The organism is Sandarakinorhabdus rubra (assembly GCF_010994245.1).
GTDB lineage: Bacteria > Pseudomonadota > Alphaproteobacteria > Sphingomonadales > Sphingomonadaceae > Sandarakinorhabdus > Sandarakinorhabdus rubra.
On the sequence record NZ_WMHO01000104.1, the window covers coordinates 1 to 8792 of the forward strand.

At 67.2% G+C, this 8792-nt stretch carries 5 protein-coding genes; 2 read left to right on the top strand and 3 right to left on the bottom strand.

The features are described from left to right. Both GJV64_RS07955 and GJV64_RS07960 read left to right on the top strand, forming a co-directional pair. On the top strand, positions 1-1723 hold a 1723-nt coding region (locus GJV64_RS07955; protein ID WP_164156730.1), incomplete at its 5' end, for a hypothetical protein. Between the two features lies 1 nt (position 1724). Next, a complete protein-coding gene (locus GJV64_RS07960; RefSeq protein ID WP_164156731.1) occupies positions 1725-5843 on the top strand; it encodes an LVIVD repeat-containing protein in 4119 nt (1372 codons plus the stop codon). A gap of 9 nt (positions 5844-5852) precedes the next feature. Here GJV64_RS07960 and GJV64_RS07965 read toward each other — a convergent pair whose 3' ends face one another. The 3 genes from GJV64_RS07965 to GJV64_RS07975 all read right to left on the bottom strand — a co-directional run. Next, positions 5853-7772: an alkyl/aryl-sulfatase gene (locus GJV64_RS07965; protein ID WP_164156732.1), complete on the bottom strand. Its 1920-nt coding sequence runs from the start codon at positions 7770-7772 to the stop codon at positions 5853-5855. A gap of 31 nt (positions 7773-7803) precedes the next feature. Beyond that, complete coding sequence (locus GJV64_RS07970) at positions 7804-8607, bottom strand: acyl-CoA thioesterase (protein ID WP_164156733.1); 804 nt, start codon at positions 8605-8607, stop codon at positions 7804-7806. Beyond that, a partial coding sequence (locus tag GJV64_RS07975) for a hypothetical protein (protein WP_205599564.1) occupies positions 8604-8792 on the bottom strand: 189 nt, incomplete at its 5' end. The genes GJV64_RS07970 and GJV64_RS07975, both read right to left, overlap by 4 nt.

Genomic DNA, 8792 nt, shown 5'->3' on the forward strand with positions numbered 1-8792 from the left:
CGCGCCGCCGCCCGCCGATCCCTCGCTCGCGCCGCTGCCCGGCCGGCGGGTGCCGGGGATGGGCGGCGCAACGACCTGGGATCCGGTGGTCCAGGCCAACGACGGCGCGGTGGCCTGGCCCAAACAGGGCGATTTCCCCCGCGATCACCTGCCGGTGCCGGACCGCTGGCGGCTGATCGAGACGCTGGGGCTGGTCAAGTCGAACTGGAAGGACCCCTACAACCAGAACACGCTGAAGGGCGACCGGCCACTGTGCGGCACCCACGACCTGTTCCTGCAGCTGACGGCGATCTCCGACACCGTGGCCGAACCGCGCAGCTTCCCGATCCCGGTCGGTGTACAGACGACCGAGCGGCCGGGCAGCAACGACGTGTTCGGCCGCCAGTACAGCGAGGTCTTCGCGCAGACCTTCATCCTCGGCGCCGCGCTGACCAAGGGCAGCACCGCCTTCAAGCCGCCAGAATATGAACTGCGGGCGGCCATCGCCTTCAACTTCAACCATGTCGATGTGCCCGAACGCCGGGTGCTGAACGTCGAGCCATCGCGGCGCTCGCTGCGCTCCGATGCGTTCGTCGGCGTGCAGGAACTGTTCCTCGATTACCACCTCAGGAACACGTCCGATCGCTATGATTTCGATTCCGTCCGCATCGGTATCCAGCCGTTTTCCAGCGATTTCCGGGGCTTCCTGTTCCAGGACAACCAGCTGGGCGTCCGCCTGTTCGGCACCCGCGACAACAACCGGGTGCAGTACAACATCGCGGCCTTCTGGCGGCTGGAGAAGGACACGAACTCCGGCCTCAACGCCATCCTGCGCCGCCCCCGCCAGGATTATGTGCTCACCGCCAATCTCTACCGGCAGGATCTGCCGCTGCCGGGAATGACCAGCCAGGTCAGCGTCACCTGGAACGCCAATCGCGAGCGCGATGACGTGCAGGTGGACACCAACGGCTTCCCGGTGCGCCCGGCGCTTGTCGGCACGTTGCGCGGCCGGGACTATGACGTGGTCTATCTGTCCTACAACGCCGACGGGCACATCGGCCGGCTGAACCTCACCCTGTCGGCCACCCATGCCACCGGCTCCAACAGGGGCAACATCTTCACCGACCGACGGGCGAAGATCAGCAGCTGGTTCGTGGCGCTGGAACCGAGCTATGACCGTGGCTGGGTGCGCATCCGCGGCTCGGCGCTGTTCGCCTCGGGCGACTCCAACCCCTACGACGATGTCGACCGCGGCTATGCGGCGATCTTCGAGAACCCGCAGTTTGCCGGCGCCGACACCAGCTACTGGATCCGCCAGACCATCCCCTTTGCCGGCGGCGGCCGTGCCATCGCGGTGAACAGCCGCAACGGCATCCTGAACGACCTCAGGTCTTCCAAGGAACAGGGCCAGGCCAATTTCACCAACCCCGGCACCATGCTGCTGGGGGCAGGCGCCGATCTTGACCTGCTCCCGGAGCTGCGGGTGAGCGGCAATGTCAATCATCTGTGGTTCGCCACGACCGCCGTGCTGCAGACGTTGCGCATGGAAGGCACGATCCCGAAGGACATCGGCTGGGACCTGTCGGCGGCGGCGACCTATCGCCCACACTTCAACCAGAATCTGGTGTTCCGCCTTTCGGGCGCGCTGCTGAAACCCGGCGCCGGCTTCCGCGACCTGTTCACCAATGCCCCCCGCACCGGCAGTTACTATTCGGTGCTGTTCAACGCCGTGCTGGCCTATTGAGATGCTGAAGCGTCTCGCCCTGCTGCTGATCCTGCCGCTGATGGGGGTGGCCATAGCGTCCGAAGGCGAAAAGCCGGTCGAGCGGGATTACACGCGGGTGCGTGGCCTCCCGGCACCGAAATGGCAGACACAGGAACAGGCCAGCGCCAAGTCCACGGGCTGCGTCAGCTGCCACACCGCCAGCGACGAGGCGACGATGCACGCGCCCAAATCGGTGGTGCTGGGCTGCACCGACTGTCACGGCGGCGATGCCGGGATCGTGGCGCCGGCCGCGCTGGCGATGAAGGACGCCGCCTATGCCAAGCTGCGCGACGAGGCGCACGTGCTGCCGCGCTTTCCGGAGGCCTGGCACTTCCCGCATTCGGCCAACCCGAAGCGCAGCTACACGCTGCTCAATCGCGAGGCGCCGGAGTTCGTCCGCTTCGTCAACCCGTCCGACTATCGGGCTGCGCGCGATGCCTGCGGGGCCTGCCATCTCGAGATCATCGAGCGGGCCGAGCGCAGCCTGATGGCCAGCGGCGCCATGCTGTTCGGCGGGGCGGCCTACAATAACGGGATATTGCCTTACAAGAACTACGTGCTGGGCGAGGCCTATGTGCGCCCTGGCCAAGCTGATGCCCTGCTGGGCGCTGGCCATGGTGCGCTCAAGCATGAAGAGGGTGGCCACCACGATCCCAGCCAGCCGGCGCTGGTCTTCTCGCCCGGTGCCGACGGGCCTGGAGCGTTGTCACAGGCCGAGAAGGCGCGCGGCACACTGCCCTTCCTGGCGCCGCTGCCGGCCTGGCAGGTGATCCCTCCCGGCGACATCTTCCGCGTGTTCGAACGCGGCGGGCGCAACATCAACCCCATCTTCCCCGAAATCGGCCTGCCCAACAGCCTTGGCCAGATCCAGCGGCTGGAGGAGCCGGGTCGGCCCGACATCCGCCAGTCCAACCGCGGGCCGGGCACGGGCCTGCGCATCGCCGTGCCGGTGATCAACATCCACAAGACGCGGCTGAATGATCCCTTCACCTGGTTCATGGGCACCAATGACCAGCCGGGCGATTATCGCACCTCGGGCTGCGGTGCCTGCCATGTCGTCTATGCCAATGATCGCGAGGTGCGACACTCCTCGGTGTTTGCCGCCGGCGGCCGCGACGGCCAGAGCCAGAGCGCCGATCCGACGATCAGCAAGACCGAGCCCGGCCACCCCATGAAGCACAGCTTCACCCGTGCCATGCCGTCCAGCCTGTGCATGAATTGCCACATGCACCAGCCCAACATGTTCCTGAACACCTATTACGGCACCACCATGTGGGATTACGAAAGCGATGCGCCACGCATGTGGCCGGGGCCGGATAATCCCTATCCCAAGCCGCCGGGCATGAGCGAGGCGGAATACCAGCGCCTGTTCAAGCGCCAGCGCTATCCCACCGCCGCCCAGGTCCGCGAGACCAATGAGCGCAACCCCGAGGCCGCCGCCGCCACCGGGGCGTGGTCCGACCTCGATTTCCTGCGCACGGTGAACGACCGCAACGACCTTATGAAGGACACCCAGTTCGCCGACTATCACGGCCACGGCTGGAACTTCCGCGCCGTCTACAAGCGCGACCGCGAGGGCAATCTGCTCGATGCCGGCGGCAACATGGCGACTTACGGCACCGACACCGCCCACATCGTCGCCAACGATGATCCGGAAAAGTTCCGGCGGAACGGCGCCCCGCAGTTTGTGAAACCGGCCGCCACCCCCGGCCCCGGCCAGCCGGGCAAGGCGGTGCACCTGATGGACATCCACACCGAGGTGGGCATGCAGTGCGCCGATTGCCATTTCGCACAGGACAGCCACGGCAACGGCTTCATCCATGGCGAGGTGGCCAACAGCGTCGAGATCGGCTGCAAGGACTGTCACGGCACCGCCGATGCCTGGCCGACGCTGAAAACCTCCAACCTCGCCGCGCCGCCGGCCGGCACCGACCTGTCGATCATCCGCAACCCCGATGGCCGGCTGCGCTTCGAATGGGGCGTGGAGAACGGCCGCCGCGTGCTGTGGCAGCGCTCGGCCAGCGATCCGTCCCTCGTCTGGCGGGTGAAGCTGGTGAAGGACAGCGTGAACCGCGACCATCCCGATTTCAACGCGAAGGCGGCGCGCGCCAAGCTGATGGCGAAAGGCGGCAGCATGGCCTTTGGCCCCGGCGTGGGCGAGCGGGCCCACAAGGACGACAACATGGCCTGCTTTGCCTGCCACACAAGCTGGACCACCAGCTGCGGCGGCTGCCACCTGCCGATCGAGGCCAACTGGAAAACCAAGACGCACAAATATGAGGAGCAGGAGACGCGCAACTTCGCCACCTACAATCCCCAGGTGGCGCGCGACGAGATCTTCCAGCTGGGCCGCCACCAGACGTCGAAGGGCGGCATCATCGCGCCGATCCGATCATCGTCGGCGCTGATCCTAACCAGCACCAACATCAACCGTGAGCGCATCTATGTGCAGCAGCCGCCGATCGCCGCCTCCGGCTTCTCTTCGCAGGCCTTCGCGCCGCACTTCCCGCACACGGTGCGCACACAGGAAACCAAGACCTGCACCGATTGCCACGTGAGCGAGGACGACGACAACAACGCCATCCTCGCCCAGCTCACCCTTCAGGGCACCAACTTCATCAACTTCGTCGGGATGCACGCCTTCTTCGGGCTGGACCGCGGTGTCGAGGCGGTGCGTGTGACCGAGTTCGGCGAGCCGCAGGCGGTGTTCGGCTCCTACCTGCACCGCTATGCCTATCCCGATTACTGGCGGCTCCATGTGGAGAAAAATGGCCGCGAGCTGATCAACTGGACGCGCGGCCGGCTGTTCGACAAGCGCCTGTCGGGCGAGACCCGCCCGACCGAGGACATCCGCAACATCACGCAAGGCACCAGCGGCGCGGTGCGCTGTATCCAGAATCGCGGCGAGTATCTCTATGTCGCCGAAGGCAAGGGCGGCTTCGTCGCCTATGATATCGCCAACCTGTCCAACAAGGGCGTGTCCGAGAAGATCGTGAAGTCGCCCTTCTCCGCGCTTGGCCACGACGCGCAGGTGAAGACGACGAATGCCACCTGCATGGCACTGGCCACCAACCAGCCGATCAGCGTGCCGAGGAACGACAGGATGGTGGGTGAGCAGGAGGCGCGCGCCCAGGCCAAGCCGCTGGCCGATCCACTGGCCGGCTACAACCAGGAGCAGAAGCTGCACGAGATCTATCGCTACGCGGTGGTGACGGACAGCGTGGAGGGCCTGGTGCTGGTCAACGTCGACACGCTGACCGATGGCGAGCCGCGCAACAATTTCCTCCGGCGCACCACGCTGGCGGATGGCCGCACGGCGTGGAACCCGGATGGCGTGCTCAGCGGCGCGCGCCACATCACGCTGGCGGGTTACATGGCTTATGTCACGACGCCGCGCGCACTGGTGGTGGTCAATCTCGACAACCCCAAGGCGCCCAGGCTGGAAGCCGTGCTGCCCCTGAAGGACGCGCGGGCCAGCGCCGTGCAGTTCCGCTACCTGTGGGTGACGACCGCGAACGGGCTGGAACTGTTCGACATCGCCGATCTCAAGCGCCCGGTGCACCGCCCGGAGGCGACCTTCGCCATCGCCGACGCCCGCAAATTCTACGTCGCCCGCACCTATGCCTATGTCGCGGCCAAGGGCGACGGCCTGGTGATCGTGGATGTGAAAAAGCCGCTGGCGCCGCGCCTCTACCAGCGCTTCACGGCGAATGGCACGCTCAGCGATGCCGAAGACGTGGTGGTGGCCACCACCAACGCCAGCCTGTTCGCCTATGTCGCCGACGGGCGGAACGGCGTGAAGCTGCTGCAACTGACTAGCCCCGAGAGCCAACCCAATTTCTATGGCTTCTCGCCGAAACCGATGCCCGAACTCATCGCTTGGGGACGGACGAAGGCGCCAGCGCTTGCGGTTGCCAAGGGGCTGGACCGGGATCGCGGCGTCGATGAGACGGGCGGGCAGATCGCCGTGGTCGGCCGGCTGGGCGCTCGCCCGTTCAACCGGGCGGAGACGGAGCGCTTCTTCCGGCTTGAAGACGGCACGCCCTATCGCGTGACCGACCGGGTGGACATGCGCGCCTGGTCGCCGCTGCCCCGATAGAACTGCCCCCTAGGGAGCGACCAGCGGAAAATCCGGTTTCGGCGGCTGGAACAGCGTCATGAAGCGCTGCAGCACGGCGATGTCACCCTTGATCTCCAGCTGGCCCGCCGCGATTAGGTCAGGCGCCTTCACCGCGCCGCCAATCAGACCGATCAGCGCCCGCCGTGGAACCACCAAAGTCGCCTCTGCGGCATCAGCCACACCCTGTTCGTGCAGCATGACGCCATTGCCGATGGTGACGAGGTGGCGTTCCTTGGCGTCCGGGATCTCGAAGGCGATGGTCATCGGTGCGATGGCGCGCTCTGGCACCACCCGCACGCTCATCGAATCGAGCAGCATGGCCACCGAGAGATTGGCGGCGATGCCGGCCGCTGCCGCCTGCGTGGCCGGCCTGATGCCCTGCTCCAGCTCCTGTGCGCCGGTGAGGTAGAAATCCCGCCAAGGCGCGGCCTCGGCGCGCCACGCCAGCTGCCGATAGACTCCGGCCAGCGCTGCCTTGGCCCCCGGCGTCTCGGGCGCCGCCCGCACCAGCGTGGAGAGCAGGGTGGCGGCCCAGCGATCATCGCCCCTGGTGGCGGCGGCCTTGCCGGCGGCCAGCACCTTCTTCGCGCCGCCCATCTGCGCGACCAGACGCGGTGCCAGCTCGGCGCGCGGCAACGGATCGAGGTTGGCCGGATCGCCATCGAAGGCACCCAGGTAGCGCTGGTAGACGGCGCGGGCATTGAACTTGAGGCTGCCATAGTTGGGCCGGTTGAACCACGCCTTCGCCAGCGGTTCGGGCAGTCGGATCGCCTCCCCGATCTCGACGGCGTTGAGGCCCTGATTCATCAGCCGCACGCTCTCATTGTGCACGAAGACATAGGCCTGCGCGTGGCGCAGCAGATAGTCATTGATGTGCGCCCGGCCCCAGCGTGGCCAGAAATGGCTGGTGAACAGCACGTCCGTCTCGCCGCCCCAGCGCCGCCGTGCCTCGACCAGATAGTCCGCCCAGCCCTTTGCATCACGCACCAGCGCGCCGCGCGGCGTGAGCAGGTTGTGCATGGCGCCATTGGCGTTCTCGGCAAAGCACAGCGCCTTCCACGCCGGCAGGTAGAAGTTCATCTCCGCCGGCGCCTCGGTGTTGGGGGTGAGCTGGAAGACCATCTCCACCCCGTCGATCACGCGCTTCTCGCCAGTGGCCCTGATGCTGTCGGTGGGCGGGATCAGGCCATAGGTACCAGGCGTTCCCATCGGCCCGAGGCCGGAGGAGACATGGCCGGTGGGCCCGCGGGGCAGGCTGGTGCCGAACATGTAGCTGGCCCGCCGCAGCATCGCCGGGCCGGCGATCACATTCTCCGACACGGCATGTTCCAGAAAGCCTTCGGGCGCGATGATTGCCACCTTGCCGGCTGCCACGTCGGCCGGGTTCACCACGCCCAGCACCCCGCCGAAGTGATCGACATGGCTGTGGGTGTAGACCACCGCCACCACCGGGCGCTTGCCGAGCTTCTCGGTCACCAGCGCCATGGCGGCCCTTGCCGCTTCCGCTCCGGTCAGCGGATCGACGATGATCCAGCCGCTGTTGCCGCGGATCACGGTCATGTTGGCGAGATCGAAGCCGCGCACCTGCCAAATGCCGTCCGCGACTTCGAACAGACCATGGCGGGCCAGCAGGCTGGCGTTCCGCCACAGGCTGGGGTTCACCGTGGCCGGCGCCGGGCCCTTGAACTGCGCTTCGTCCCTCAGGTCGCGCAGAAGCTCGCCCTTGTCATTGCGGATCGCATCGACGCTGCCCAGAAAGCCGCGCGCCGCGAAGTCGAAGTCCTGCTCGTCGGCCCAGTTCAGGCTGGCGGCCAGCGCCGCATTGTCGGCTTGCACCTGCGGGCTGGCTGCTGGCGGCGGGGTCGCAGCGGCCGAGGCGAGCAGCAGGGCGATGAGGTGCGGTGTCATGGACAAAGGCTACGCCCGTGCCCCCCCCCCCTCAACTGTGAATACGGACAATCAGGCTCTGGCTCGCTGTGGCCATCAGTGTGCCGTCGCGCGCGAACAGGTGGACGCGGCCATGGGCAAAGCCCGCATGGACGGCGTGGATGCGGATATCGGCCAGCACCCAATCGGTGGGCACCACGTTCATGAAGCGGATCGTGTTGTCGAGGCTGTTGCCACCGGCATTGGCGCCCATGGCGTTGCCCACGCCCGACGGCAGGAAATCCGCCATCACGGCCAGCGTCTGCCGGTCGATCGGGGTCGCCGGATCGGCCGGGCGCACCCACAGCCGGCCGATGCCATCGGCCGATGGGGGCGCCTTGCCGCGCTCACGGCCGAAATGGCCGGTGGCGATGCGCCGGTCCCACTGGCTGTTCATGTCATCGGGATCGCGTTGCCAGCGGATCGGCATCTCGCGGCAATCCTCCGGCGGCGGCACGTCCGGCATGGCGGCCCACTGGTGGTGCGGGCTGTCGGGCCGGCTGCCCAGCGCGGCGTTGACGGTGATGATCTCCTGGTCGCCGGCTCTGGTGATCACCCGGGCCTGGCTGTTGTACTTGCCAGCGACCGGCACGATCACCTCCAGGTCGAGCGTGGTGCCGGGCCGGGCATAGGAAAGATATTGCGCCGCTGCCCAAACGGTGGGTCGGCCGGTCGCCGCTTCCACTGCCGCCAGCGCACTGGCCAGGCCGACGCCTCCAAACATGAACAGGCGATCGGGTGGGCCGACACACAGCTGCTTCTGGACCGTGAGGCGATAATGGCCGGGCGCGTCGCCCGGCTGGACGGGAATGATCATGACGCGGCTTCGATGAAGGAGCGGATGCGGCTCGTAAAGGCCGGATCGGCATGGCGGGCGATCGGCGCTGGCGCCGTGCCGCTGTCGGCCAGCAGGGCGGTCGCCCTCGCCATCAGGTCGGCCTCGTCGGCGGCGACGTGCAGGCCGGGGCGGCTGCCGACATGCCGTGCGGTGGCGAGCTGGTG